At 68.9% G+C, this 25,803-nt stretch carries 26 protein-coding genes; 18 read left to right on the top strand and 8 right to left on the bottom strand.

The window, feature by feature from the left end:
• From JWQ81_RS34605 to JWQ81_RS34590, 4 genes are read left to right on the top strand one after another with little or no spacing between them, the layout of a single operon-like run.
• On the top strand, nucleotides 1-318 hold the full coding sequence (locus JWQ81_RS34605; RefSeq protein ID WP_297548210.1) for an acyl carrier protein: 318 nt from the start codon (nucleotides 1-3) through the stop codon (nucleotides 316-318).
• Nucleotide 319: 1 nt separating this feature from the next.
• Nucleotides 320-1,132, top strand: coding sequence for an alpha/beta hydrolase (locus JWQ81_RS34600; protein ID WP_297548154.1), 813 nt, complete (start codon nucleotides 320-322; stop codon nucleotides 1,130-1,132).
• A complete protein-coding gene (locus JWQ81_RS34595; protein WP_297548152.1) occupies nucleotides 1,132-2,325 on the top strand; it encodes a glycosyltransferase in 1,194 nt (397 codons plus the stop codon). Before JWQ81_RS34600 ends, JWQ81_RS34595 begins: the two co-directional genes overlap by 1 nt.
• Entirely contained in the window at nucleotides 2,322-4,067 is a 1,746-nt protein-coding gene (locus JWQ81_RS34590) for an ABC transporter ATP-binding protein (protein WP_297548127.1), read from the top strand. The genes JWQ81_RS34595 and JWQ81_RS34590 overlap by 4 nt, the downstream gene beginning before the upstream one ends.
• 16 nt (nucleotides 4,068-4,083) lie before the next feature.
• Here the strand turns inward: JWQ81_RS34590 and JWQ81_RS34585 are convergent, their stop codons facing one another.
• The 3 genes from JWQ81_RS34585 to JWQ81_RS34575 are packed head-to-tail and all read right to left on the bottom strand — an operon-like array spanning nucleotide 4,084 to nucleotide 5,137.
• Nucleotides 4,084-4,500, bottom strand: coding sequence for a hypothetical protein (locus JWQ81_RS34585; protein WP_297548125.1), 417 nt, complete (start codon nucleotides 4,498-4,500; stop codon nucleotides 4,084-4,086).
• Nucleotides 4,467-4,859, bottom strand: coding sequence for a hypothetical protein (locus JWQ81_RS34580; RefSeq protein ID WP_297548123.1), 393 nt, complete (start codon nucleotides 4,857-4,859; stop codon nucleotides 4,467-4,469). Before JWQ81_RS34580 ends, JWQ81_RS34585 begins: the two co-directional genes overlap by 34 nt.
• Nucleotides 4,751-5,137, bottom strand: a complete 387-nt coding sequence (locus JWQ81_RS34575) for an MFS transporter (RefSeq protein ID WP_297548121.1) — start codon at nucleotides 5,135-5,137, stop codon at nucleotides 4,751-4,753. Before JWQ81_RS34575 ends, JWQ81_RS34580 begins: the two co-directional genes overlap by 109 nt.
• On the opposite strand from JWQ81_RS34575, the gene JWQ81_RS34570 reads away from it, so the two are divergent.
• The 9 genes from JWQ81_RS34570 (at nucleotide 5,136) to JWQ81_RS34530 (ending at nucleotide 11,660) form a co-directional block, all read left to right on the top strand.
• Entirely contained in the window at nucleotides 5,136-5,717 is a 582-nt protein-coding gene (locus tag JWQ81_RS34570; protein ID WP_297548119.1) for a TetR/AcrR family transcriptional regulator, read from the top strand. The genes JWQ81_RS34575 and JWQ81_RS34570 overlap by 2 nt on opposite strands.
• A 272-nt stretch (nucleotides 5,718-5,989) precedes the next feature.
• Nucleotides 5,990-6,292 carry a WXG100 family type VII secretion target gene (locus tag JWQ81_RS34565; RefSeq protein WP_297548117.1) on the top strand — a complete coding sequence of 101 codons (303 nt, stop codon included), beginning with the start codon at nucleotides 5,990-5,992 and terminating at the stop codon, nucleotides 6,290-6,292.
• Nucleotides 6,293-6,345: 53 nt separating this feature from the next.
• On the top strand, nucleotides 6,346-6,603 hold the full coding sequence (locus JWQ81_RS34560) for a hypothetical protein (protein WP_297548115.1): 258 nt from the start codon (nucleotides 6,346-6,348) through the stop codon (nucleotides 6,601-6,603).
• Between the two features lie 193 nt (nucleotides 6,604-6,796).
• Nucleotides 6,797-7,432, top strand: coding sequence for a response regulator transcription factor (locus tag JWQ81_RS34555; RefSeq protein ID WP_297548113.1), 636 nt, complete (start codon nucleotides 6,797-6,799; stop codon nucleotides 7,430-7,432).
• A 12-nt stretch (nucleotides 7,433-7,444) separates the two neighbouring features.
• Nucleotides 7,445-7,717, top strand: a complete 273-nt coding sequence (locus JWQ81_RS34550) for a hypothetical protein (protein WP_297548111.1) — start codon at nucleotides 7,445-7,447, stop codon at nucleotides 7,715-7,717.
• Nucleotides 7,718-7,862: 145 nt separating this feature from the next.
• Nucleotides 7,863-8,486: a response regulator transcription factor gene (locus JWQ81_RS34545; protein WP_297548109.1), complete on the top strand. Its 624-nt coding sequence runs from the start codon at nucleotides 7,863-7,865 to the stop codon at nucleotides 8,484-8,486.
• Between the two features lie 128 nt (nucleotides 8,487-8,614).
• On the top strand, nucleotides 8,615-9,892 hold the full coding sequence (locus tag JWQ81_RS34540) for an extracellular solute-binding protein (protein WP_297548107.1): 1,278 nt from the start codon (nucleotides 8,615-8,617) through the stop codon (nucleotides 9,890-9,892).
• Nucleotides 9,876-10,796 (top strand): carbohydrate ABC transporter permease, encoded by a 921-nt coding sequence (locus JWQ81_RS34535; protein WP_297548105.1) that lies wholly within the window; start codon nucleotides 9,876-9,878, stop codon nucleotides 10,794-10,796. Before JWQ81_RS34540 ends, JWQ81_RS34535 begins: the two co-directional genes overlap by 17 nt.
• 3 nt (nucleotides 10,797-10,799) lie before the next feature.
• Nucleotides 10,800-11,660 (top strand): carbohydrate ABC transporter permease, encoded by an 861-nt coding sequence (locus JWQ81_RS34530; RefSeq protein ID WP_297548103.1) that lies wholly within the window; start codon nucleotides 10,800-10,802, stop codon nucleotides 11,658-11,660.
• On the opposite strand, the gene JWQ81_RS34525 is transcribed toward JWQ81_RS34530, so the two are convergent.
• Nucleotides 11,623-15,309, bottom strand: a complete 3,687-nt coding sequence (locus tag JWQ81_RS34525) for a BTAD domain-containing putative transcriptional regulator (protein WP_297548101.1) — start codon at nucleotides 15,307-15,309, stop codon at nucleotides 11,623-11,625. The two genes, JWQ81_RS34530 and JWQ81_RS34525, sit on opposite strands and share 38 nt — an antisense overlap.
• Nucleotides 15,302-18,664, bottom strand: coding sequence for a BTAD domain-containing putative transcriptional regulator (locus JWQ81_RS34520; protein ID WP_297548099.1), 3,363 nt, complete (start codon nucleotides 18,662-18,664; stop codon nucleotides 15,302-15,304). The genes JWQ81_RS34525 and JWQ81_RS34520 overlap by 8 nt, the downstream gene beginning before the upstream one ends.
• A gap of 160 nt (nucleotides 18,665-18,824) precedes the next feature.
• On the opposite strand from JWQ81_RS34520, the gene JWQ81_RS34515 reads away from it, so the two are divergent.
• Nucleotides 18,825-19,688: a TIGR03854 family LLM class F420-dependent oxidoreductase gene (locus tag JWQ81_RS34515; RefSeq protein ID WP_297548208.1), complete on the top strand. Its 864-nt coding sequence runs from the start codon at nucleotides 18,825-18,827 to the stop codon at nucleotides 19,686-19,688.
• A gap of 291 nt (nucleotides 19,689-19,979) precedes the next feature.
• On the opposite strand, the gene JWQ81_RS34510 is transcribed toward JWQ81_RS34515, so the two are convergent.
• Both JWQ81_RS34510 and JWQ81_RS34505 read right to left on the bottom strand, forming a co-directional pair.
• Nucleotides 19,980-20,888: a DUF222 domain-containing protein gene (locus tag JWQ81_RS34510; protein WP_297548097.1), complete on the bottom strand. Its 909-nt coding sequence runs from the start codon at nucleotides 20,886-20,888 to the stop codon at nucleotides 19,980-19,982.
• Nucleotides 20,889-21,072: 184 nt separating this feature from the next.
• The gene (locus JWQ81_RS34505) at nucleotides 21,073-22,362 is read right to left on the bottom strand and encodes an ABC transporter substrate-binding protein (RefSeq protein WP_297548095.1); all 1,290 of its coding nucleotides are present in this window, start codon (nucleotides 22,360-22,362) and stop codon (nucleotides 21,073-21,075) included.
• Between the two features lie 258 nt (nucleotides 22,363-22,620).
• On the opposite strand from JWQ81_RS34505, the gene JWQ81_RS34500 reads away from it, so the two are divergent.
• The 4 genes from JWQ81_RS34500 to JWQ81_RS34485 all read left to right on the top strand — a co-directional run bounded on the left by JWQ81_RS34500 (nucleotide 22,621) and on the right by JWQ81_RS34485 (nucleotide 25,452).
• Nucleotides 22,621-23,634 (top strand): LacI family DNA-binding transcriptional regulator, encoded by a 1,014-nt coding sequence (locus JWQ81_RS34500; RefSeq protein WP_297548093.1) that lies wholly within the window; start codon nucleotides 22,621-22,623, stop codon nucleotides 23,632-23,634.
• Between the two features lie 73 nt (nucleotides 23,635-23,707).
• Complete coding sequence (locus JWQ81_RS34495) at nucleotides 23,708-24,322, top strand: MFS transporter (RefSeq protein WP_297548091.1); 615 nt, start codon at nucleotides 23,708-23,710, stop codon at nucleotides 24,320-24,322.
• A gap of 65 nt (nucleotides 24,323-24,387) precedes the next feature.
• Nucleotides 24,388-24,888, top strand: coding sequence for an MFS transporter (locus JWQ81_RS34490; RefSeq protein WP_297548089.1), 501 nt, complete (start codon nucleotides 24,388-24,390; stop codon nucleotides 24,886-24,888).
• A gap of 9 nt (nucleotides 24,889-24,897) precedes the next feature.
• Complete coding sequence (locus tag JWQ81_RS34485; protein ID WP_297548087.1) at nucleotides 24,898-25,452, top strand: hypothetical protein; 555 nt, start codon at nucleotides 24,898-24,900, stop codon at nucleotides 25,450-25,452.
• Here the strand turns inward: JWQ81_RS34485 and JWQ81_RS34480 are convergent.
• Nucleotides 25,430-25,753 (bottom strand): antibiotic biosynthesis monooxygenase family protein, encoded by a 324-nt coding sequence (locus JWQ81_RS34480; RefSeq protein ID WP_297548085.1) that lies wholly within the window; start codon nucleotides 25,751-25,753, stop codon nucleotides 25,430-25,432. The genes JWQ81_RS34485 and JWQ81_RS34480 overlap by 23 nt on opposite strands.
• Nucleotides 25,754-25,803 lie beyond the last annotated feature (50 nt).

Below are 25,803 nucleotides of genomic sequence, written 5' to 3'. Positions count from 1 at the left end.
ATGTTGGACAGTGCAGTGGGCGGCACAGTGGACGAGGGCTCGGTGCTCGCGGACATCACTGGCATGCTGCAGATTCTGCTCGAGGAGTACGGCCTCGACGAAGCCGAGATCACCATGGACACCAAGTTCCACGACGACCTCGAGCTGGAAAGCATCGACCTGGTCGGGCTTTCCGGTCAGCTCCGCGACCGCTACGGCGACGCGATCAACTTCGCCGCCTTCATCGCCGAGCGTGAACTCGGCGAGATCATGGCACTCACCGTCGGCGAGCTCGTCGAGTTCGTCGTCGAGTCGTTGCAGGCTCCAGGGAAGGACTGACATGTCCGTGATCCGCACGCCCGAGATCAACATTCACCTGCAGCGGCTGCACCCGGTGCTGCCGCCCACCGACGGCAAGCCGCCGATCGTCGTCTTCCTGCACGGTCTGCTCTACGACAGCCTCGCCAGCTACTACTTCACGCTCGGACCGGCGTTCGCCAACGCCGGGATGGACGTGGTCATGTACGACCTGCGCGGGCACGGCCGCTCGACGAAGTTCGAGACCGGGTACCGGCTCGAACACTTCCTCGGCGACCTGGACGCGCTGCTGGACGCGCTCGAGATCACCGAGCCGGTGCACCTGGTCGGGAACTCCTTCGGCGGCACCATGGCCTACGGCTACGCCGCGACCCGGCCGGAACGCGTCGCGAGCATTACCGCGATCGAGTCGTCCCCGCCGACGCCGACGTGGATGAAGCACCTTGGGTCCGGGCTCGCCGAAGCGAAGGACAAGCTGGCGCGCGACGAGTCGATCGACTGGATTTCCCAGCAGCACGGCGCGCACACCGCCCGGCTGACCAAGGGTGCCGGCAAGCTGTTGCACAGCACGACGATGGCCGAGGACCTGCCGCTCAGTCTCACGATCGCCGAAGACCTTTCCGAGGTCCGCTGCCCGGTGTTCGCGCTGTTCGGCGACGAGTCCGGGCTCGACATCCAGGTCGACAGCCTGCGGGACGGGCTCGTGGACTGCCACGTCGTCGTGCTGCCGCAGCAGGGGCATTCGGTGTTGGTGGAGCGGACCGGGGAAACCTCCGGGCTGATCCTCGACTGGATCGGCCGCCACTCCCGTGCGGCACTGGTCGAGGTCGACTAGTGAGCCGATTCCTGTTCGTGGTGCCGCCGCTGGTCGGGCACGTCAACCCGACCGTCGGGATCGCCGCGGAGCTGAGCGCGCGCGGACACGACGTCGCCTGGGTCGGTACCGAGGTCGTCCGGAAGCTGACCGGGCCTGATTCGGTGGTCTACGGCTGCGACGTGCCCGAACACGGACTGGAGCGCACGGCCGACCTCAAGGGGCCGGCCGCCTTCCAGTTCCTCTGGGAGGACTTCCTCATCCCGCTCGCCGAGGACATGGCCCCCGGCGTCCGCGCCGCGATCGACGACTTCGGCCCGGACGTGGTCGTGTCCGACCAGCAAGCCGTCGCGGGTGGGCTGATCGCGGACTCGCTGGGCCTGACCTGGGTGACGTCGGCGACGACCTCGGCCGAGCTGATCAACCCGTTGAGCGGTCTGCCGAAGGTCGCGGCGTGGCTGGACGGGCTGATCGACGACCTGCGTGCGCGCATCGGCGCGGGCAACGGTGACGCCGACCCGAGGATGTCGCCGCACGGGGTGCTGGCGTTCACCACCCGTGAGCTGCTCGGCCAGGTCGAGCTGCCGCCGGTGGTCTGGCTGATCGGCCCGTCGGTCGCCACCCGTCCGTCCACTTCGGACTTCCCGTGGGAGTGGCTGGACCCGGCCGTCCCGACCGTGCTCGTCACCCTCGGCACGGCCAACGCCGACGCCGGCGCGGGCTTCCTCAAGGCCGCGTGCGAGGCGATCGAGGGCATGACCGGCGTCCGCGCGATCATCCTCGACCCGGGCGGGACGCTCGGCGAGACCGGGGACCACATCCTGGTGCGCGGTCACGTTCCTCAGTTGCCACTGCTGGAGAGGGTCGACGCGGTCGTCTGCCATGCCGGGCACAACACGGTCTGCGAGGCGCTCTGGCACAGCGTGCCGCTCGTGGTCGCGCCGATCCGGGACGACCAGCCGATCGTCGCCGGTCAGGTGGTCGACGCGGGCGCCGGGGTCCGGCTGCGGTTCGGCCGCGTGACCCCGGACCGGATCGCCGCAGCCATCGGCGCCGTGCTCGACCCCGAAGGCGGCTACCGGCGCGCCGCCGAAACCGTCGGACTGTCGTTCCGCGCGGCCGGTGGTGCCGAAGCCGCCGCCGACCACCTTGAAGGACTGCTACCCCGGGCCGGGGTTTCCGACCGCGAGCACACCGAAGTGGGGAACCGATGAGTGACGCCGCTCCCGCCTCGGGATCGCTGGGCGCCCTTCTGTCCTATGCCAAACCGCACCGCGGGGTGCTGGTCGGATCGCTGGTGCTGACGCTGCTCGCGAGTGCGTCCGGGCTGGTCCAGCCGAAGTTCGCGCAGCAGATCCTGGGCAGCCTCGCCACCGGGCAGGGGGTCGCGGGGCCGATCATCTGGCTTTCGGTGCTCCTGGTCGCCGGCGCGCTGCTGACCGGGCTGAACGCGTGGCTGCAGCAGCGGACGTCCGAACGCGTCGTCAGGCAGGTGCGCCGCGACCTGGTGTTCCGGCTGATCCGCCTGCGGGTGCCCGAGCTCGACCGCCGCCCGCCGGGCGACCTGATCGCGCGGGTGACGTCGGACAGCACGCTGCTCAAGAGCGCGGCCACCGAAGGCCTGATCATGACGGTCAACGGGGTCCTGACCTTCATCGGCACCATCGTCATGATGGCCACCCTCGACGTCGCGCTGCTCGGGATCACGATGGTGGTCCTGCTCGGCGTCGGCGTGGTGATGACGGTGGTGCTGCCGAGGATCAAGGCCGCGGTGGCGCGGGCGCAGGACTCCGTCGGCGTCATCGGCGCGATGCTGGACCGGACGCTGGGTGCGACGCGCACGGTCAAGGCCAACGGCGCCGAGGACCGGGAGACCGTGCTGGCCGAGGAAGCCGTCGAGGAGGCGTATCGCGCGGGGCTGGTGGGCGCCCGATACGGTGCGATCATCACGATGGTCGGCGGTGCGTCGATCCAGGCCGCGTTCCTGGTGGTGCTCGGGGTCGGCGGGGTGTTCGTCGCGAACGGCACGATGGCGGTGTCGGCGCTCATCGCGTTCCTGCTCTACATCTTCTTCCTGGCGCTGCCGATCTCGTCGCTGGTCACCGGCGCGAGCATGCTGCAGCAGGGGCTCGGCGCGGTCGGCCGCATCGACGAGGTCTCGCGGATGCCGATCGAGGACGACGTCGAAGTGCTCACCGGCGCGTTGGCCCTCGCGCCCGCGCCGGCGATCGAGCTGCGCGACGTCGAGTTCGCCTACGCCGGTCGTGAACCCGCGCTGCGCGGGATCTCGCTCACCATCCCGGGCGGGACGCAGACCGCGCTGGTCGGGTTGTCCGGCGCCGGGAAGACGACACTTTTCTCGCTTCTGCAACGGTTCTACGAGCCGACGGCCGGGAGTATCAGCATCGGCGGCCAGGACATCTCGACGTTGTCCCGTGCCGAAGTGCGTCGCCGGATCGCCTACGTCGAGCAGGACGCGCCGGCGATGGCGGGGACGATCCGCGGCAACCTGCTGTACGCCGCCCCCGAGGCGACGGACGAGCAGATCGCCGAAGTCCTGCGCGTCACCCGCCTCGACGGGCTGGTGTCGCGACTGGAACTGGGCCTCGAAACGCCCGTCGGCACGCGGGGCGTGACGCTGTCCGGTGGGGAGCGCCAGCGCCTGGCCATCGCGCGGGCACTACTGCGTCGGCCGCAGGTGCTGCTGCTCGACGAGGCCACCGCGCAGCTCGACGCCCGCAACGAGCAGGCGCTGAGCGAAGTCGTCGCCCGGACGGCGGAGTACTGCACGGTCATCCTCATCGCGCACCGGCTGTCCACGGTGATCGAGGCCGACCAGATCATCGTGCTGGAACAGGGAACCGTGCGAGCGGCGGGTACCCACCGCTCACTGGTCGAGGACGACGATCTCTACCGCGAACTCGCGACGACCCAGCTCCTCACCGCGCAACCCTGACGCGCTTGCCGCCGGGCTAGACCTCGGCGAGGACGAGGTCCTCGTCGGGGACGAGGCCGCGGAGGGGGACCTGCCGGATGAACAGCGCGATGACGATGCCCGCCGCGGCGACACAGGCCGCCACCGTGAACAGGGTGCCGAGGCTGGTGGTCACGGCTTCCTGGAACAGGTGCCAGGCGGCTTCGGGGAGCTTGCGCAGGGCGGCCGGGGTCAGCTGGCTGCTCGTGCCGCCGCCGGTACCGCCGCCCAGCGAGCTGGCCAGCGAACTCGTGTAGATGGCGCCCAGCAGGGAGACCCCGATCGAGCTGCCCATGTTGCGGAGGAAGGTCGACGCGCCGGTGCCCGCGCCGATGTCGCGCAGTTCGATGCTGTTCTGCGCGATGAGCGTGGACGTCTGCATCAGGCAGCCCATGCCGGCCCCGAGGACGACCATGTAGAGCGCGGTGACGGTCTTCGAGGTGTCGACGCCGATGGTGGCGCGCCGAACATCGCGAACCCGGAGAAGAACGCCAACCCGCCGGACAGCGTGAAGTTGAGGTTGCCGAACACCCGAAGCGGCATGATCGGCTCCGCCACGCGGCGTTGCACGACCACGAAGGCGACGAAGGTGGCGACGGTGACGACGGCCAGGCCGATGATCTGCGGGGACACCCAGTCGTAGGTGGTGCCGCCCCAGCTGGTGATCAGGACGAGCGTGGTGATCCACACCGTGAGCAGCCCCGCGCCGAGCCAGTCGATCCGCGCCTTTCCGGTGCCGCGGGGGAGCTTCGCCAGGGTGAACCAGCAGACCACCAGACCGAGCTGATGAAGGTGATCCGGCGGCCGAACAGGTCGCCCAGCTTCCCCCAGATCGGTGTCGACGCGGTCGAGGCGAGCACGTAACCGGTGGTCACCCAGGCGAGATGGTTCAGGTCGCCGACGATCGTCGGCAGGGCCGGCGCGACGATCATGTTGTCCAGCATGGCCAGCAGCATCGCGATGACCAGGCCGCTCATCGTGACCATGATCTGTCGGTGGGTGAACTGGGCCGGGCTGCCGTCCGCCACCTGGGGCGCGGCGTCTGTCGTCATGTCTGGAAGTCCTTCGGGGATCCAGCAGGTGGCGTTGCGCCTGTTCACCGAGCACGGGTACGAGAACACCTCGATGCGCGAGATCTCCGAGCACCTGGGGCTGACGAAGGCGGCGCTCTACTACCACTTCGACAGCAAGGAAGCGATCGTCCAGAGCTTGTTCGAGGAGCGGCTTGGCACCCTCGAAAAGCTGGCCGAGCGAGCCGAGGAGCAGCCGTACTCCGCCGCCCGGTGCGCCGAGATCGCCACCGGTTGGTTCGGCCTGACCGTCGACGACGACCTGCGGTTCGTCAGGTTCACCATCGCCAACCAGGCAGCGTTGCGCGACCTGATGCCCAGCCGCGACGGCGCACGCGACCTGTTCGAGCGGCTTTCCTCGTTGATGGCCGGGCCGGACGCCTCGCCGGCCGAACGGCTCAAGGTCCGGATGGCGATGATGAGCGTCAACCTCGCCGCCATGTCCTCGGTTGGTCTGGACCTTACGAACGCGGAGATCCTCGCCGCGGCCGCCGAGACCGCGGATCTGATCCTGCCTGGCTTTTCGGCCGCCGTGACCGGCCGCGCGTCCGTTCGCTCCTGAACCACCTGAACCACCTGAACCACCTGAACCACCTGTGCCGGCTGGTCCGGTGGGTCCACTTCGGACCCCTGGCGTGAGCGGGGCCGGGGTTTTGTCGTTCTGGTCCTGTTGAGAGGGACATCAAGGGCAAGCACACCGGACGATCGGGCAAGACCGGCCGCCGGGACTTCTGTTGGCAGCGACTGCTGGGCGACACTGCGTGTAGCGAGTCGCAGTGCGCCGACTGGGTCCGCGCTCCAGTTCGCTCACCACTTTCACGAGGAGGCCTGTCGATGGCGGTCAACAGCGGGTCAACGCCTGGTATGAAGCAGGCCTGCGGCCAGTTCGAGTCGGTGTCTTCGAACGCCTCCTCCCAGCTGGAGCGGGTGAACTCCGAAATGGCTTCCTTGCAGGCGTCCTGGACCGGTGACGCCTCGGTGAAGTTCGGCCAGGCGATGAACGACTGGGAGCAGCAGTTCGGTGTCGTCATCAAAGAGCTGAACCACATGATCGAGGTCATGGGCGGCGGCCGGGCGAATGAAGTGACCGCGGTCGACAGTGCCTCCGCGTGGGCCGGTGGCCTCACCGGGCGCTGACGGGAGTTCTTTTCCCCTGCTTGGTTTCAGTCCGGATTCGGAAGGGGCTCGCTGTGCCTACCTACACTTTCAACTTCTCGCTCGCCGAGGGCACGTGCAGTGACATGGCGTCGATCACCAGCAGCATCCACGCCATGTTGACCGACCTCGAGCAGGAGGTTCAGGGAAGCCTGCCGGAATGGACCACGGAAGCGCGCGACGCCTACAACGTCAGCAAGGCGAAGTGGGACGCGGCGGCGGCCAAGATGCCCGAGGCGCTGGGCCGCGTGCAGCTCGCGCTGGCCGAGATCTCCGGCAGCCCCACCCCCTGACCCGCCCCGCGACGGCGCGCCCGGCCCGGTCCCGACCCGTGCCCCTCCGGGGGGTGCCGACGTGGGCGTGATGCGGCAAGTGGGTGAACGAGATGTGACCAATTCATTACTGTGTGTGTGCAATAGAGGGTTTATGAAGTGACTTAGTCCAGACTGTGACCAAAGGCGCAGCATAAGGTCGCAGGGAGTCACTGTGGAAGTGGTTGAAGTCGCCGTCCGGGCATCTGATCAGGTCACCGGGCTCGGTGCGGTCAGCATGTTGAGCGGCAGCCCGCAACTGAGCGTGGTCGACAGCGCTGAATATGCCCAAGCCAAAGTGATCGTCATCGTCGAGGAGTTCGCCGGCGACGACGTCTTCACCTTCCTCCGCGAGGTCCGCGCCGCCTCCGATACCCCTTCGCAGCCGCGGTGCGTTCTCGTCACCGACCACTTCCGGGCCGGCGACCTGATGACGGCCATCGAATGCGGGGTCGCCGCCGTGCTGCTCCGCAGTGAAACCGGGGACGCCGAGCTCGTGTCGACGGTCCTCGCGGTCAGCCACGGCGCGGCGTTCCTGCCGCCGACCCTGCAGGGGCTGCTGCTCGCCCAGCTCGACCGCATGCGACGGGACGTGCTCGAGCCGCACGGCCTGACCCTCTCGGGTCTCGCCGCACGCGAGCGCGACGTGCTCCGCCTCGTCGCCGAGGGCTTCGGCACCGAGGAGATCGCCGTGAAGCTCGCGTACTCGGAGCGCACGGTCAAGAACGTGCTTCACACGCTGATGACCCGGTACGGCCTCAACACGAGGGCACACGCCGTCGCCTACGCCCTGCGCGCCGGCGTCATCTGAAGGGATCCGACCATGAACCAGGACGGCGTACGCGAGGACCCCGAAGACTTCACCGTCGCACTGCGGCGGCGCCTGCGCGGCGCGGCGGCGGACCTGCGCCACGTGCTGGATGCTGTGCCGCCGACCGGCGACGTCGCGGAAACGGAGAATCCTGCCGCGGCCAGGGCTCGCAACGCGGGACTCTCCGCGCTCTTCAAGACGAGTGCGAACCTCGCCGCATGCGTAGATCAATCCGCGCGCGTGATAGGGCCTGACGCAAAGGATGTCGCCGAGGCCACCGAATGAGGTTCTACAGTGCCATGCTGATGCCTGTATCACACGTAGATACTCGTTCTGACCTGCGATGATCCGCTGGACGGGCGCGGCGTAGAGACAATATGAAGTTCGTGACGGCACACTGACTGTGAGCTGACTAGCCTGGAGGTACGAGATGGACCCCGTACGTGTCGCCGTGCAGGCTTCGGACCCGATCACCCTGGCCGGCCTCACCAGCTACCTCAGGTCCAGGCCGGAGATGTCCGTAGTCTCGCGGGACGAGCTGACCGACCGCGACGTCCTTGTTGTCGCGGTCGACCGGATCACCCCGAAGGTGGTCTCGATGATGCGCGGCTTCGGTACCGAAGCCCTCGTCTCGAAGGTCCTCGTGACCAACGAGCTCAAGGAAGCAGACCTGCTGACCGCCGTCGAATGCCGGGTCGTCTCGGTGCTGTCGCGAGCGGCGGCCACCGGTGACCGGCTCGTCGGCAGCGTCCTGTCCGCGGCCGCCGGCGGCGGTGTCATGCCCCCCGACCTGCTGGGCGAGCTGCTCGAGCACGTCCGGCGCCTGCAGCGCGAGGTGCTTGCCCCGCGCGGGCTCAGCGCGTCCGGGCTGACCCCGCGCGAGATCGACGTGCTGCGGCTGATGGCCGACGGCTGGGACACCGCAGAGATCGCCGGCAAGCTCTGCTACTCCGAACGCACCGTCAAGAACGTCATCTACGCGCTGACGAGCCGGCTGAAGCTGAAGAACCGTCCGCACGCCGTCGCCTACGCGATGCGCGCCGGCATGATCTGACCTGATCCGAGAGGATCCGACCTGATCCGACGCCCTGAACGCCGCTCCACCCTCCCGACTCGGTCGAGTCAAAGCAGCTGCGGGAAGATCTCCCCGCGGATGGCGATTGGTCGACGAGAGGAACCCCCATGGCGTTCGGGCGGGCGGGCCGGCTGGTAGCAGTGCTGGGCATGGGCATGTCCGGGGTGTTGGTCCTGGTAGCGGGCTGTTCCTCGGCGCCGTCGGACAAAGTGGTGCTCAGCGTCGCGACCTTCGGTGAATTCGGCTACGACACGCTGTTCAGGCAGTACGAGGCCTTGCATCCCGACGTCCAGATCAAGAGCCTGGTCACCGATTTCGACACCCATCACAAGGGGCTCGCGACCCAGCTGGCGGCCGGGCGCGGTGCCGCCGACGTCGAGGCCATCGAAGAGCAGTACATGCCCCAGTTCCGCCAATCCGCGGACAAGTTCGCCGACCTGGGCAAATTCGGCGCCACCAGCCTGCAGAACCAGTGGACGCCGTGGAAGTGGCAGCAGGGGCTCGCCGACGGTGGCAAGGACGTGATGGGCCTCGGCACCGACATGGGCAGCCTCGCCCTCTGCTACCGCAAGGACCTTTTCGCGAAGGCCGGGTTGCCCACCGATCGCACCGAGGTCGCCAAGCTCTGGCCGACCTGGGAGGACTTCGGCGCCGTCGGGGACAGGTTCACCGCGAAGGTTCCTGGCACCAAGTTCACCGACTCCGCGGGCAACGTCTACACCGCGATCCTGAACCAGGCCGAGGAGAACTTCTTCTCGAAAGCGGACGATTCGTTCATCGCGGACCGCAATCCCAACGTCCACCGGGCGTTCTACCTCGCCGGCGCCATCGGCGCGAAGGGTGAGACGGCGAAGGTCGTCCCGTTCACCCAGCCGTGGACGGTGGCGATCAAACAGGGCACCTTCGCCACGATGACGTGCCCGGCCTGGATGCTGACCCAGATCCACGACGCGGGCGGCGCGGGGAACGCCGGCAAGTGGGACGTCACGAGCGTGCCGGGCGGCAGCGGGAACTGGGGCGGTTCCTACCTGACCATACCTGCGCAGGGCGCCCACCAGCAGCAGGCCTACGACCTCGCGAAGTGGCTGACTTCGCCGGAGCAGGAGAAGGCCGTGTTCGCCGCGGAAGACATCCTGCCCAGCGAACCGCCTGCCTACATGGATCCCGCGGTGCTCGACAAGACCGATCCGTACTTCAGTGACGCACCGATCGGCAAGATCTACGCGACTTCGGCGGACAGCCTGCGCCCGAACTACCGCGGTTTGAAGGACGCCGATGTCCGCCCGAAGTTCGGCCAGGCCCTGGGCCGGGTGGAGGACGGTGGGCAGTCCGTGGACGCCGCTTGGGCACAAGCCATCCAGGAAGCACGTGACGCGGCGAAATAGCCGGGCAGTGTTCGCCCGTCTCGACGCGCGGGTCACCCCGTTCCTGTTCGTCGCGCCGTTTTTCGTTCTGTTCGCGGTGTTCGGGCTGTTCCCGCTGCTCTACACGGGGTGGATCTCGCTCCACCACTGGCAGCTGATCAACGGCGACGGCGGGTTCGTCGGCCTCGGGAACTACGAGAAGCTCTTCACCGACCCCGATTTCTACAACGCCTTGGGCAACACCGCGAGTATCTTCCTGCTGTCCACCATCCCGCAGCTGCTCGCCGCGCTCGGCATCGCGGCGCTGCTGGACCGGCCGCTGCGCGCGAGGACGATGTGGCGGGCGGCGGTCCTGCTGCCGAACGTGGTGTCCGTGGTCGCGGTCGCGCTGGTGTTCGCGCAGCTCTTCGGTCGCGATTTCGGCGTGGTGAACTGGGTTCTCGGGTTTTTCGGGGTCAGCCCCATCGACTGGCAGGCCCACGTCTGGTCCTCGCATCTCGCGATCGCGGTGATGGTGATCTGGCGCTGGACCGGGTATGACGCGCTCCTCTACCTCGCGGCGATGCAGAGCGTGCCGGACGACCTGTACGAGGCCGCCGAGCTCGACGGCGCTTCGCGGTGGCGCCGGTTCTGGTCGGTCACCGTGCCCGGGATCCGGCCGACGATCGTGTTCACCGTGATCGTCTCGACCATCGGCGGCCTCCAGCTGTTCGCCGAGCCGCAGTTGTTCGACGCGTCGGGCACCGCGGGCACCGGGGGGAATGACCGGCAGTTCCAGACGCTCACGATGTACTTGTACGAGAAGGGTTTCGGGCATTTCGACGCCGGCTACGCCGCGACCATCGCCTGGGTCGTGTTCGCGCTGTGCGTCCTCTGCTCGTTGGTGAACCTCGGCCTGATCCGCCGCTTCGCGGGAAGGGGCTGACCTGTGCGCGCGAAAACTGTTCGTGGGCCGGGACCACTGGTCTACGGACTGCTCATCGCCGTGGTTGTGGCGTCAGCCTTCCCGCTCTACTGGTCATACGTAGTGTCCTCAAGCGACAGTTCCGCGATCGGGGACGCCACCCCGCCGCTCGTGCCGGGCGGGCACCTGCTGGACAACATCCGCAACGTGTTCGCGAAGTCGGACTTCTGGCTGGCACTGGGAAACTCGCTCATTGTCTCGACGACGGTCATGGTGTCCAACGTCGTGCTGTCGTGCCTGGCCGGGTTCGCCTTCGCCCGCTTGCGTTTCCCCGGCCGCGACACGCTTTTCCTGCTCGTCATCGGCACGGTGATGGTGCCCTCGCAGCTCGGCGTGATCCCACTCTACATGGTCGTGGGCCATCTCGGCTGGTACGGCAGGCTGGAAGCGGTGATCGTGCCCGGACTGGTCAGCGCGTTCAGCGTGTTCTGGATGCGGCAGGCGTGCGAAGCGGCCGTGCCACAGGAGCTGATCGACGCGTCCACAATGGATGGTTGCTCGCTGCTGCGGAGCTTCTGGCACGTCGCCGTCCCGGCGCTGCGACCGCAGGCCGCGGTACTCGCGATGTTGACGTTTCTCGCCGCCTGGAACGACTTCTTCTGGCCGCTGGTGGTGCTCGACCCCAGCACCAGCCCGACCGTCCAGGTCGCGCTGTCGACGCTGGCGAGCGGCTATTACACCGACTATTCGCTGATGCTCACCGGCGCGACCCTCGGCGTGCTCCCGGTGCTCGTGCTGTTCGTCCTGTTGGCACGCCAGATCGTCACGGGGACCATGCGCAGCCCGTTCATCCAGCGGGAGCGATCCGGCCGAGGTTCTCGGTGACCTCGGCGACGATGCCGATGCGGGAGTTGGCACCCAGCTTCGCCAGTACGCGCGCGACGTGCGCCTGGACCGTCCGGCGGGGCAGGGCGAGCTCCCGCGCGATCCCCGGGTTGGACCGGCCGAGCGCGACCAGCGTCGCGATCTTCGTCTCGACGTCGGACAGCGAGGACCAGCCGCTTTCCGCAAGCCGTTCGGCCGAGGCACCCGTGCCGACGACGCCGAACTCCCGCAGCCGCGACTCGGCCCGCCGGATGTCCCACAGCGCTCCCACCGTGGCGAACTCCTTGACGGCCGCGTCGAAGTTCGCCCGCGCTTCGGCGAGCCGCCCGTGCCGTGCCAGTAGGACAGCGGCGTCTTCCTGCGCGGACGCCATCTCCAGGCGCCGCCCGACCGTCCGGTAGTGCGCGGCCACGGCCAGCATCGGCTCCGGGTCGCCGTCGATCAGTGCCCGGCACCTCGCCGCCGCAGCGGCTGCCCTGGCAGGCACGACCTCTTTTTCGGCTTCCTCGTCGCACACCGCGAGTGCCGCCCGCGCGCAGTCGAGGTGGCCCGTGTCGACGGCGAGCCGGGTGAGGTCCGGCAGCCATTGGTGGCGCAGCATCAACTGCGCGTACGTGGTGTCGAGAATCGGGGCGAGCAGCTCGATCGCGAGTGCCGGTTCGCCACGTTGCTCCGCCGACAGCGAGCGCGCGACGAGCAGGAAGTCACAGCTCTCGCGCTCCGCGTCACTCACCGGCAGGTGACCGTCGGCGGCGTCGAGATGCGAGGCGGCTTCCGCGCTTCTGCCGCGGCGACCGGAGATCAGCGCGGCGACGCCGTGGAGCAGCAAGGCCGCGGCGCCGGGCTCGCGCAGGCCGTGGAAGGTGATCGCCGGGCCGTCCTCGGTGACGGTGTCGAGCTCGACCAGCGCCTCGTCCCAGTGCCCGCGCCAGTACTGCTGCACCGCCGCGGACACCTGCAGTCCGTGCGGCAGGGAGTTTTCCGCGGCGACCTCGCGGGCGGACCGCAGTGCCGCCTCGGCGTCGTCGAGCCGGTCGAGGTTCTGCAGGCTGAACATCCGGTTGTCCAGCAGGTCGAACCGCATGCCCGCCAGCCCGTCGCCGCGGCTGACCACGTCCAGCGCTCGGTTGATGTACCCCAGCGCCGTGCGGTGGTCGCGGCGGATCGTGTCCACCAGCCAGAGCGTCTGCAGTGCGTGGGCGGCCGGGTATCGGTCGTTCGACGCCAGCGTGGACTCCAGCGCCTTGCGGGCGCCTGCGACCGTCGCGTCGAGGTCGCTGAGGTCGCCGCGCCGGAAGTTGGCGAGCAGCGAGCGGGTGCGTTCGCGCCAGAGCTCCGGGATTTCGGGACCGTTGTTGTCGTCGAGCACGGCGACGGCCGCCTCGGTCCTGCCCCGGCGGTACAGGATCGCCGCGAGGATGTGCCGTAGCTCCGCCGAGCTAGCCGGATCGGTCGCGGTTTCGAGCGCTTCGCGGGCTTGCTGCTCCGGCTCGCGGTCCAACCGGTGGAGCACTCGGACCAGCGCGAGTAGCAGGTCTTGTCGGTGCGCGTCACCGGGTGGGAAGGTGTCGAGGCTCTGGCCGACCAGGTCGACGGCGATCAGCGGGGCACGCTCGGCGAGCCGGTCGTGGTGGGTGGCGAGCCAGTCGACCACCCAGGCGTCGCCGGCGGCGGGCACCGCGACCAGCTGCTCCGCTACCCGCTCGACGGGCGCGCCGGTAGCGGAAAGCGCCTCGGCCGCGCGCCGGTGCCAGGCCACCCGGACGTCGGCGGGAATGCCCTCGTACAGCGACTGCCGCAGCATCGGGTGCCGGAACGCCAGCTGGGCTCCCGCCTCGATGATCACGCTTGAGGCAACGCCCTCTTCGAATGCGTCGAGCAGCTCCGACGGCGCTTTGCCCATCGTCGCCGACACCTCGGCGACGCCGAACTCCATCCCGAGCAGTGCGGCACGGCGGAGCACTTCGCGCGTCGGCTCGGACAGGAAGTCCAGCCGGTTGCCGACCGCGGCGACCAAGGAACCCGGCGCGACGTAGAACGAGTCGCCCTTGATGTCCGCGGTGCCGTCGACGATCCCGACCGCACCCTCACGCATCAGCGCGTCGATCACCTCGCGCAGGTAGAGCGGGTTTCCGAAGGCGCGGGCCGCCATCGCCCTGAGTCCCGGCCCGGGGTTGGCGCCGACGAGCTCGCCGATCAGTCCTTCGGTGTCGACCGTGGCCAGCGGCTTCAGCAGCATGACCTCGTCGTCGCGCATCTCCACCGCGCGGCGCAGCTGGGCCAGCTCGACGCGGTCGGGGGACGGACGGGACGCCGCGACCAGCAGCAGCGGCAGCTGCCGGGTCGCGGCGGACAAGCGGTGCCACATCAGCACACTGGCGTCGTCGGCCCACTGCAGATCGTCGATCACCAGCATCAGCGGTGCGCGGGCGCACAGCTCGTCGACGTGCGCGAGCAGCTGGTCGACCGCGGACAGGACCGGGTCGCCGCCCGGGGACGTCCGGTGCCGCTGCCCGTCGGCGGTTTCGAAGCCGAGGCAGTCCATGATCACCTGCAGCGGGAACCGCCGCCCCAGCTCTTCGGCCACCGCCCAGGCCACCTGGCAGCCCCGGCCGCCGGCGTCGGCCAGTGCCACGGTCAGCAGTTCCGACTTGCCGATGCCCGGCGGCCCTTCGATCCACACCGAACGCCCGCGTCCGGCCAGCACGTCGGAGACCAGCTTGCGCAGGCGCGCCGTCTCGCCCTCGCGGCCGAGGAAAGGTTCGCTCGGCGAGTTGCGGTGCAGCGCCCGGGACACCTGTGCGGGGACCACCGAGAGCAGCTTTGCGGGGACGACGTCTTCGCTGCTTCGAGCCGCGGGCTCGACGACAGGGGCATCGAGGATCGGGTCGTTGGTCAGGATCCGCTGGTGCACCAGGCGGATCGCCGGCCCAGGCTCGATCCCGAGCTCCTCGCGAAGAATGTTCCGGACGTGCTGGAAACCCTCGAGTGCTTCGGCGTGCCGTCCGCTTCGGTACAGCGCGATCATCAGCGATTCCCACAGGGATTCGCGGAGCGGGTGTTCCTGCACGAGCACGGCGAGCTCGGCCACGAGCTCGGTGTGGCCGCCCAGCGCGAGCATGCTCACCGCGCGTTGTTCGAGTGAGCGGATCCGGAGCTTGTCGAGGTGTTCGCGGCGCTGTTCGGCGAACGGGCCGGGCACACCTGAAAAGGCTTCACCTCTCCACAGCGCCAACGCGGCGTCGAGCGCGTCCACGACCCCGCGGTGGTCGCCGTCGGTGAACCGTGCCGCGGCGTGCTCCCGGAGGGCACCGAACACGCGCAGGTCGAGGTTTTCCGGCGCCAGCTCGAGCTGGTAGCCGGTCGTGTCGGACAGCAGCCGCCCGTCGGTCGACCAGCGGGAACGCTGCGGATCCATGCTCCGGCGCAGCCCCGAGACGTAGGTGTGCACGCTGCCTTCGGCGCTCGCCGGCGCGGCGTCGCCCCAGACCGCGCTGATCAGCTCGGCCCGCGAAACCGGACGTCCCGGATCGGCCGCGAGCACCGCGAACACGGCGCGCTGGCGGGCCGGCCCCAAGGCGAGCTCGTCGTCGCCGAGCCACGCGCGCAGCGATCCCAGCAACTCGACTCGCAGCGCTGCTTCACTCACAACGTTGATTGTGTCCCAACGTCGACATCCTGCGCTCGGCACGCCGGGCATCCCACCGCGCGCCCAGCTCGGTATAGGACACCAGCGACACCCGGAAGGTAGCGATAGCCTCGGGTAACCGGCCGGCTCCCGCCAGCAGGACAGCGGCGTCTTCCATGCTCTGGGCGAACTCCAGCCGCCGTCCCGCGGCCCGGGAGCGTTCGGCCGCGACCAGCGTCGGCTCGGGATCGCCGTCGAGCAAGGCCCGGCAGCGCAGCGCCGCGGTCTCCTGCCCGGCAGTGCCCTCGCAAAGGAGCGTCGCGAACCGCGCCCGCCCCCGCTCGCCGAGGTCCATCGCGAGCCGGACCAGCCAGGGAAGCCACGCGAACCGCGCCGTCGACGCGGCGTACTCGGGCTCCAGCAGGGTTGCGAGCAGGTCGAACGCATAGTCGGGCCGGTCCTGTTGCTCGGCGATCAGCGCGTTCGCTGCGAGCACGACGTCGACGCCTTCCGTGTCCGCCAGCTCGAGGCTTGGCTGCTCCCCGGCCGCCCGCAGGTGCGCGCGCGCCTCCTCCGGACGACCCCGGTGGCCCGTGATCAGGGCGGCCAGGCCGTTGATGAGCCGGGCCGAGCCGGGGGGACCGAGCGCGTAGGACGCGATGGCCGAACCGCTGCCGATGGCGGTGGTCAGCTCGGCGAGGATGTCGTCCCAACGACCGAGCCAGTACGTCTGCGCGGTGCTGTGTGCGGCGGCGGGCTTGCCGGTGGCGGGCAACACGGCCGGTTGGCGGACCGACCGCAGCGTGCTGTCGAGGTGGTCGAACCCGCGTACCGACGCCATCGTGTCGTCGAGCAGCATCCGATGCAGGGTCGCGAGCTCCGGCACCGCGGACACGGCGTCGAGCGCCCGGTCGAGCCCCGTGCCGCCCTGGTCCGGCTTGGCTTCGTCCGCGTCGGCCGGAGGCAGGAAGATCGAGAGGAGGGATCCGGCCGGCAGCACCGAGGTGAGCAGCGCATTGTGCCTCTCCCGCCATTCGGCGGGGGTGTCTTCGTCGCGAAGTGCTTCCTGGATCCCGGCGATCGCCTTGGGCAGGTCGCCGCGGCGGTAATGGATGTGGGCGAGGATCCAGCGCATTTCCGCCGCTCGCTCGCTGTCGGTCGTCCGCGCGCCGACGTAGGCGGCCTCGGCCTCGGGCTCTCGGCCCAGCCAGAACATCAGCCGGGCCATGGTCGCGGTCAGTGTCTCCTTGGCGTCTCCGGTGACCGAGCGCGAGTTTATCGCCCGGCGCAGCAGCTGCGTCGCGGCCAGCGGCGCCCGCGGCGCGAGCGCGCCGACCTCCGCGAGCAGCCAGTCCCGCACCCACGGGTCGATCGGCACCTGAGCGGCGGTGAGCTGTTCGGCGACGCGGTCCGCCGGGGCACCGGCCTTGGCGAGCGCTTCGGCGAGCTGGCGGTGCAGCGCGACCCGGATCGCGGCCGGGGTCTTGTCGTAGAGCGCGCGGCGGATCAGCGGATGCCGGAAGGTGAGCCGCCCGTGGGATTCGGTGAACACTCCGGCCGTGCGGGCTTCGTCGATGACGTCGGCGAGCTTGGACACCGGCCACCCAAGGGCCGCGGCCAGGTCTCCGGCGCTGAACGCTTCGCCGAACAACGCGGCCCACCGCAAGGACTCCAGTGTCCGCGCCGACAGGAACGTCAGATGGTGCGCGACTATTGAGACCAACGTGGACGGGATGGCCGAGGGGCCGGGCGCACCACCGGTTGCCAGCGTGCCCTCCCTGGTCAACGTCTCGACGATTTCCTTGACATACAAGGGATTTCCGGCGGCGCTCAAGCCGAAACCGAGCAACGCCGGACCGGGAGCCGTCCCGGTGATGCCGGTGATCAGGTCGTGCACGACGGCGTCCGGCAGCGGTTCGAGGACGAGGTTCTCCGCACCGGTCTCGGGCAGCGCAGCCCGCAGCCGCTCCAGCTCGGGGCGTCTCGGCACCGGGCGGCACGCGCCGATCAGGAGGAGCGGCAGTCGCCGGGTTTCGCGGGACAGGTGCTGCCACACGACCAGGCTCGCCGGGTCCGCCCACTGCAGTTCGTCCGCCACCACGATCAGCGGGCCCTCGGCACACAGCGCGGCTACCAGCGCGACCACGCCGTCCGCCGCGACCAGGACCGACTCGCCGCCGGGGTCGTTCTCCGACTGCCTCGCCGCGGCCGCCAGCTTGGCCCGCCGCGGGTCCGCGGAATGGGCGGTGACATCGAGGCAGTCGAGGACGACCCGCAGCGGAAAGCGCTGTCCCAGCTCGTCCGCCGATGCCCACGCGAGCTGGCTACCCGGCGTTTCGGCGAGGCAGTGGGCGAGCAGCGCGGACTTGCCGATGCCGGGCTCTCCCTCGATCCACACGGACCGCCCCTGGCCGGTGGCGACGTCGCGGACCGCTGCCAGCAGCAGGGTCGTCTCGGTCTCTCTGCCGACGAAGACCCGCGGCCCGCTCGGGTGTGGCCTGCCGACGATCGGGATCGGCTTCGCCGCGCCGCCCGGCGTCTCCGGAGCCCGGCCCAGCGCGGGGTCGTCGGCGAGGATCTGCTCGTTCAGGCCCGTCAGGACGGGGCCTGGCTCGGTGCCCAGCGTTTCGATCGTGGTCGAGCGTAGGTCCCGGAACACCCGGAGCGCCTCCGACCGCCGTCCCGCGCGGTACAGCGCCAGCAGAAGCAGACTGTGGAGGCCTTCGCGCAGTGGGTTTTCGCGCGTCAGCACCGACAGCTCGTCGACGATCGCGTGGTGACCGCCGGAGTCGAGCACGACCTGCGCGCGACGTTCGAGCGTGGTCAGTCGGAGCTCGGCGAGCCGAGCGCGTTGCGATGCCGCGAAGGGGCCAGGGATCCCTTCAAGCGCTTCGCCGTCCCACAGAGCGAGAGCTCCATCGAGGGCTCTCCGCGCGCCTGCGGTGTCACGCTCGGCCTGACACCGCTTGGCCTCGTCCCTCAACGCGTCGAACCGGTAGACGTCGACGGCGTCCTCGTCGACCTGCAGCCGGTAGCCCGACCCGGCTGACGTCAGCACCTGCGCGGCCGAGCGGCGCGAACGGTTCGGCTCCAGCGCGGCACGAAGGCCGGAGATGTAGGTGTAGATGCTGCCGTTGGCGCTCGCGGGCGGCTCTTCGCCCCAGACGGCGTCGATCAGCTCGGCGCGGGAGACGACCTGGTTGGCGCGCATCGCGAGCACGGCCAGCACCGCGCGGCGATGGGCTGAGCCGAGGGTGAGCTCGGTGTCGCCGAGCCGCGCTCGGACCGGTCCGAGCAGTTCGATCTTCACACGGGCGGTCTCCGGTGAGGAACCAGGGCGGCCGTCCCGGCCACCGTCTTGGACCTCAACGCTCATCTACTGCTTCCTTCGCAGTCGGACGTGACCAAGCTATCAAGCTATCAGGGTCGCTTTCCTCGGCGAGGGGGCTGGCCAGCGCCCGAAATGGACTCGTAAGCCCGATCAGGAGACTCGTGCTAGACCTGAGAGTATGGGTGAACTGAAGGTCCGGCTCGGGATGTCGCTGGGTGCCGACGTGGGTGTCACCGGTTTCGGGAACGCCGTCGACAGGCTCGAAGAGACCGGCGTCGACTCGCTGTGGCTGCCTGAGCTCGTCTATTCGGCCGCGGTTGACCCGCTGATCGGGATGACCCACGCGCTGGCGAGGACGCGCCGGCTGAAAGTGGGGACCGGGGTTTCGGTGCTTCCGGGGCGCAATCCGGTCTTGGTGGCGAAGCAGTTGGCGACATTGGCGGGACTGGCACCCAAGCGGGTTCTGCCGGTGTTCGGCCTCCAGTCGGCGAGCCCGGCGGAGCGGGAGCTGTTCGACGTGCCCAGAGGGCGTCGAGGTGACGTGTTCGACGAGTCGCTGAGCCTGATCCGCCTGCTGCTGTCCGAGGACGAGGTTTCCTTCGAGGGCGAGTTCTTCAGCGTCGACAAGGTAAGCCTCAGCGACCGTCCGGCGAAGCCGCTGGACCTGTGGCTGGGCGGCAGCGCACCGGGAGCTCTTCGCCGTGTCGGATGTCTCGCCGACGGCTGGCTCGGGAGCTTCCTGACACCGGAACAGGCCGGGCGGGCCGTTGTGGCCATCCGCGAGGCCGCCGCGGACGCCGGACGCGAGATCGAGGCCGACCACTACGGCCTCAGCCTGGCCGTCGCTCCCGGTGGTATCCCGGACAACCTCGCCGCCGTCTCGCGGCGGCGCGCGCCCGACACCGACCCAGCCGACCTCGTCGCCGGCAGCTGGGCGGACGCTCGGCGCCTCCTCGAGGGTTTCCTTGAAGGCGGGCTGACGAAGTTCGTCCTACGGCCCGCCGGCCCGGTGCCCGCCGAGGAGTTCCTCGCGCACTTCCTCGAACTGGCGGACGCCCTGCAGAACTGACGCCCTGCAGAACCAGAAGCGCGTTTGGGAGCCACGACTTTCGTTTGGGCGCCTGGGTTCCTGTGGTGGCAGCGACAGGTGCTGTGGGTGTGGCACGTGGCATTAAGACTGTTCGTGAAGGCCGCCTTCTCAGCTATCCCATCCCGATTCCAGGCGTTCCGATGGTTCAAAGCCACAGCTGCGGTTGTACAAACCCAGCGAGTACGGCGGATAGATCCGGAAGGACCGTACGGAACGTTTGACAGCAGGAGTCTGGTGCATATCCCCATGGAGTGCCGCGGGCGAGCGTGTTCATCGTCGCCTGCCGACCTTGGTTTTGCGTGAACGCCTGCGCGTGGTCTTGTTTGCTGAGGAAGGCATTCGACCGGATCGGTGGGAGCCTCTTCGGTGAGGTCGGGCCGTCTCGGTGTCGGCGGCCGAGCCGGGTGAGGGGTCGTGCCCGGCTTGGGGTACACGGAGGTGTGTGACGACCCGGCTGGGCGCGGTCTCCAACAGGAGGTCCAGGACGGTGTCGGCCCGCAACTCGTCGAGAGAGCGACGATCTCCGCCGTTGTGGGCGTCGTGGGCGATAGCGTCCAGTCGCTTGGACACCGCGATAGCGTCGTCGCTGTCCAGCAGCGCGCGCAGCCACGACATTCCACCCGTGCCCCGCCGCACAGTTACCCGGCGCTGAGCTGTGCGTTGGTCCGCCCGGCGGGCGACGCCGACCGGATCGATCTGCGCGATCACAACGCGCAGCAGATGAGCGAGCTGGCTGGGGGTCTTCTCACACGCCTGGGGGAGCAGCGCCTGATCCACTTTGCGGCATTGGGTGATGGACAACGAGTGGGTAGCGCGGGCTATCTGGGCAACGCGATCACCTGCAAGCTGTCCTGACTCCAACGCCGCGAACACACCTGGAAGGCGTTTCCTCACCCCGTGCGCCAGCGCGAGGTCCAGCTTTGCCCTGGCGGTGCTGATCTTGTCGGTGGATGCCACCAGCTTCCGGGTGGATGCGTCATCGCCACGTAGGGCGGAGAACCGGTCGAGCACACGCAGCCGGACAGCGTCCAGCATCGCCCGAGCCTGTCCGATCGCCTGGACCACTCGTAAGGCATCGTCTTGGTCCAGTTCGTCCACAACCACCGCGAACAGCGCGTTGACATCGAGCCCCGGTGGGTTTGGGCTCGACTTCGCTTCAGGTCTTCTTTGTTCGATCACGCGTTCGAACATACTGAGGGGCACCGACAGAATCCGCCTTGCGCACGTCACCCACAAGCGTGACAATTGCCGATTGGCCGGAACCCAGGGAGACAGCACCACGCCGAAGCATGCGTACCGTCGCGTCGGGGACGCACGCCACGCCATTCGTCGCTGACTCCTCGAGTCGGTGGACGATCCGGAACTAGGGCACGATGCCCTTCGAGTCGAGTGCGTCGGCGAGCTTGGCGCGCAGCTCGTCCGCGGTGGCTTGCGGATCGATGTCCGAAGGCGGCGACAGTACCTTGGCGATCACCGTCGAGAGCGTCTGGTACGCCGGGGTCAGCGGCCGGACAGCCGCGTTGAGCAGCGCCGCGCGGATGTCGGCCTTCATCGGGAACTGGCTCGCCATCGTGGGGTTGGCCTTGGCGTCGAAGGGTTTCGCGGGGTCCAGGGGAGTGGTGTCGTCGTAGACCGACGCGAGGCTCGGCGGCAGGCCGCCCTCGAGGGCCTGGTACTTCTGGCTTGTCGCGTTGCGCAGGCAGAGTGCCGCTTCGAACGCTTCGGGTTTGTGCGGCGAGTACGTGCTGATGGCGAGGTTGTAACCGCCGATGGTCACCCGGCTCGGAGTTCCGGGTACGACGGACGGATACCGCGTCCACTTCAGGTGATTGAGCTCCTGCGGCTTCTCATGGCCGTAGGAGGCGTACACGTACGGCCAGTTCAGCTCGAAGGCGCCTTCACCGCGTTGGAACGACTGGCGGACCTGGTCTTCTTTCTGGTTCGACAGCGAAGCGTTGGTGATGCCGGTAGTGGTCAGCGTCTTCAGCAGGGCCAGTGCGTTGACCGCGCCGGCGTCCATGACCACCGACTTGCCGTCATCGGACAGGATGTGGCCGCCCGCCGACGCGACGAGCGTGTTGTAGAAGACGACGAGACCCTCGTACTGGGCTCCGGTGAACAGGACCTGGTGCGGTTTCCCGGCGGTGTTGAGCTGCTGCGCCTGCCGCATCATGTCGTCGAATGTGGACGGCGGTTTCGGCGTGACGCGGTCGTCGTACCAGAGCAGCTGCACGTTGGTGTTCTTCGTCGCGCCGTAGAGTTTCCCGTCCCATTGGGCCGTCGCCAGCGGCCCGGGGAGGACGTCGCGAGTGGCTGCGGCCTTGTCGGCGCCGGTCCATTCGTCGATCCAGCCGGCTTCGGCGAACTCCGGCACCCAGGTGACATCCAGGCCGAGGATGTCCAATGAGGAGTCCCCGGCGGCGAGCCGTCGGACCATCTGCTCACGCTGCCCGTCGGCGTCGCGCGGAAGCTTGTTGTAGACGATCCGGTAGCGCCCGCCGGCGGCGGTGTTGCACCGGTCAACCACGGTCTGGAGGTTGTTCTCCGGCGAAATGTAGAGGTTGATCGTCGTTCCGCTGGGCGATGTGCAGGCGGTGAGCAGGCCGCAGGCAAGCAGAGCCACCCCGGCCAGCGAACGAAGGCGACTGGGCACGTTAGCCTCCCCCGGGGATCGCGGCTGCCCCATTCTCGCACAGTCCCCGCCCCACGGTAAAAACGTTTCACCGCACGCGCCTCGTCGAGCGCACTCGAGTGCGCCGTACGTCCACTCAAGTGCATTTCGCGCGCGCGTGTGACGAACTTGGTACGCTAAGGTCGCCCCGAACGCGTGGCGACATGCGGATGGTCCCCTTGTGAAACGTTTCACAAGGTGTGTTATCGTTCGTCGCGGCACCGGACAGTGGGGACAGCGATGGTCGGGATCAAGGACGTGGCGACCATGGCCGGCGTGTCGATCGGCACCGTGTCCAATGTGGTCAACCGCCCGCACGTGGTTTCGGTGGCGACGAGAACGCGCGTGCAGTCGGTCATCGAAGAGCTCGGGTACGTCCGTGACGAGTCGGCCCGGCAGCTGCGCGCCGGCCACAGCCGCACTCTCGCGCTGCTCGTCCTCGACCTGGGGAACCCGTTCTTCGTCGACATCGCCCGCGGCGCCGAACAGGCCGCGCACGACGAGGGCCTCAACATGATCACCTGCAACAGCGGCCAGCGGACCGATCGAGAGGCGTCGTACCTGTCGATGCTCGCGGAACACCGCGTGCGCGGGGTGCTGCTCAGTCCGGTGGACACCGCGGGCGGCAGCCTGTCGGCGTTCCGGCGCAGCGGGATCCCGTTCGTCTTCGTCGACCGCACGGTGCCGACCAGCGAGGCCTGCTCGGTGTCTGTGGACGACGTCGTCGGCGGCACGCTCGCCGCGAACCACCTGCTGGAGACCGGCCACCAGGCGATCGCGTTCGTCAACGGGCCAGCCCTGCTGGCACAGTGCCGCGACCGCGAGCAGGGCGTCCGCGCCGCGCTCGCCGCCGCTCCGGCGCCTGGCCGCAGGCTCTCGGTGCTGGAGGTGAGCGGCCTCGACGTCGCGTCCGGGCGGGACGCGGGCGCGCGCATCCTCGGCATCAGCCCCCGGCCCACCGCCGTCTTCTGCGCCAACGACCTGCTCGCGCTCGGGGTACTGCAGGCGATGGTCGCCGCGGGTGTTCGAGTGCCGGGGGAGATGGCGATCGTCGGTTACGACGACATCGAGTTCGCCGCAGCGGCCGCGGTGCCGCTCACGTCGGTCCGCCAGCCCGCGGCCAAGCTCGGCCAGACCGCCGCGGAGCTGCTCATCGCCGAAACCGCCGGCCACGACGAACCCCACGTCCACGAGAACGTGGTGTACCGCCCCGAACTCGTCGTCCGCGATTCGACCCGGGTGCACCACCGCTGATTTTTCGCCCTGAGTGAAGAACCCTGGTCCTCGGTGGCCGCCTCCTCCACTGTGGACCCGGAGGCATCGCATTATGGGGGCAGGGAACGTCGTCGAGGGCAAGCGGCCGTGGGGATTGCTGGCACAGCGAGACTTCCGGCTGCTGTGGCTGGGGGAAACCACCAGTTCGCTCGGCAACACGGTGACCACGGTCGTGATGCCGTTGACGGCAGTGACTTTGCTGGGCGCGAACCCGCTCGCCGTGGGCGTGCTGAACGCGGCCGCTTGGCTGCCGTGGCTGGTGATCGGGCTGCCGGCGGGCGCGTGGGTCGACCGGCTGTGCCGCCGGCCGATCATGCTGGCGGCTGACTTCGTGTCGCTGGCCCTGTTCGCCGGCATCCCCGTCGCGGCATGGCTGGGCGTGTTGTCCCTGCCCTTGTTGATGGTCGTGGCTTTGCTCGGCGGGACGGCGTCGGTGTTCTTTTCGACCGCCTACCGCGCGCTCCTGCCATCGCTGGTCGCGCGGGAAGACCTGCTGGAGGGGAATTCGAAGCTGCAGGGCAGCGAGCAGGGCGCCCGGATCGCCGGCCGGGGGCTGGGCGGTCTGCTGGCCCAACTGCTCGGCCCGGCGACCGCGTTGTTCGTGGACGCGGCCAGGTTGTCGACGGTCTCCGGTTTGTTCTGGGAGATCCGTTTCTCCGGTCCCTGAGCACGTTCGCTGCTTGCGGAAATCTCGGGCTGACCGGGGTGGGGACGGTCCAGATCGTCGTTCTGGTGACGGATCTGCGGGTCGCGCCCGGCACTGTCGGTGTTGTCATCGCGGGCAGCAGCGTCGGCGGTGTCGCGGGTGCGTGCGATGCCAGGCGGATCGCGAAAAAGTTCGGTACGGCACGCGGGATCGTCCTCTGCTCGCTGGCCGGCGCACCGTTCGCGTTCCTGTACCCGCTGACCACGCAAGGGCCCGGGGTGCTGCTGATGTCTGCCGGCGCGCTAGGGACCGGGTTCAGTGTGGCCGCGATGAGCGTCATCATCGCGGGCTTCCGGCAGGCCTACTGCCCGCCGCGGTTGCGTGGCCGGGTGACCGCGTGCATGTTGGTCGTCACCTACAGCGCGATCCCGTTGGGCGCTGTCCTCGCCGGTGGGCTCGCCACCGCCTGCGGCGACCGAGTGGCCTTGTGGGTCATGGCCTCGGTGTTCGTGCTCGCGAGCCTGCGACTGGCCGCCGGACCCGTCCGGCACCACCGTGACCTGCCCGAAGCTCCGGCCCTGCGGTAATCTCGCCGCATGCGACAGCTTCTGGGGGGACTACTCGTCGGCGCCGTTTTCGGTGTCGTGTTCGTGCTCGTCAATGCGCATGCGCCACTGAGTTCGGCGGTCGGTGTGCCGCTGAGCGTCCTGGCCTGCGTGGCGTTGGCCGCCGTAGTGGCGATCTTCGTTTTCTTGCTACGTAAGGGTATCGACGTTCCCGCGGACACCAGGCCGACCATGTTCGGCCGGAACTACCGGCTGGTCGTCGCGGGCGAGATCGTGCTTCTGGTCGCGGGCTTCGTCGTTTTCCGCGCGGTGGACGCCCCAGCGGAGACCGGGGTCGCGTGGATCGCCTTTGTCGTCGGCCTCCACTTCGTCCCGTTCGCGGTGATGTGGGAGCAGCGCCGGATGCTGATTCCGGGGATCGCGCTGATGCTGCTGGGCGCGGCCGGCCTCGCCATGGTCGCGACCTCGGCTGTCGCCTGGACGCCGTTTGTCAGCGGCGTGCTCTCCGGTGTCGTTCTTCTCGGCGGCAGCGTCACTTTCGCGGCTCGCGAGTACCTCGCGCTCACTCGCCGCCAGTCGGCCTGAGCACGCCTTTGGTGGCTTCACCCAGGGGAATGCTGTCGACCCGGTTGATCTCGGACGGCTTGGCCAGCGCCTCGGCGAGGACTTTCCTGATCGTGGCCAGTACAGGACCGCGGACGTGGGCTTGGAAGTCCTCTTCCGTGGCCCAGTGTTCGACGATGAAGAACTCGTTCCCGTCGGTGTGCAGGGCGAACAGCTCGCAGCCCGGTTCGGCGTGAATCTGGGGAATGGTTTCGGTGTAGAGGTCCAGGACGTCCTGGCGTCGTTCGGGTTTCGGCGCCAACCGGGCGATGACTACAGGCATGGGTTTCCTTCCGGGGGGTATCTGCCGCCACCCTAGCGCATCTGACTTGG

The sequence above is a fragment of the Amycolatopsis sp. genome (assembly GCF_025464955.1).
In the GTDB taxonomy this organism is placed as follows: domain Bacteria; phylum Actinomycetota; class Actinomycetes; order Mycobacteriales; family Pseudonocardiaceae; genus Amycolatopsis.
The sequence above is the reverse complement of the archived record's forward strand: the minus strand, read 5'-3'. Positions and strand labels throughout refer to the sequence as shown.